The sequence below is a fragment of the Agrobacterium sp. 22094 genome, from assembly GCF_052046015.1.
Taxonomy (GTDB): Bacteria; Pseudomonadota; Alphaproteobacteria; order Rhizobiales; family Rhizobiaceae; genus Agrobacterium; species Agrobacterium cavarae.
Genome location: NZ_JBQEPX010000051.1, coordinates 1 through 331 on the forward strand (window position 1 = coordinate 1; position 331 = coordinate 331).

Consider the following 331-nt stretch of genomic DNA (forward strand, 5'->3'; position numbering starts at 1 on the left):
TCGTCGAGCAGGAACAGCACGGACTTGTTTGCGGGAACGGCTCTCTTCCGCTTGCCGAATGTTGTTGTGGCCGCCTCTGAACCGGTAACGCTATCGGACAGCGATGTGCCGTTGCGCGCCCTCACCATCTCCGTCAGGCTTTGACTAATCATCAATCGAAGCCATCGTGCATAGGCGCCAAGCCTGTCCGGCGGGAGCACCAGGAATACCGACTGCGTCCTTTGCTTCAGATCGGCAAAGCAAAAGTCCGATCGCTCCATCACCCGCTTCATGCGCGGACTGTCGAGGAAGTGTGTGTGGCGTTGCGCCGACGACAGAACGCCCGATGCCT

Annotated in this window: 1 protein-coding gene; it reads right to left on the reverse strand. The window is 59.2% G+C overall.

Features of this window, described 5'->3' with window-relative positions; translation table 11 throughout:
* A partial coding sequence (locus ACTJK5_RS23120) for a type IV secretory system conjugative DNA transfer family protein (protein WP_440613334.1) occupies positions 1 to 331 on the reverse strand: 331 nt, incomplete at both ends.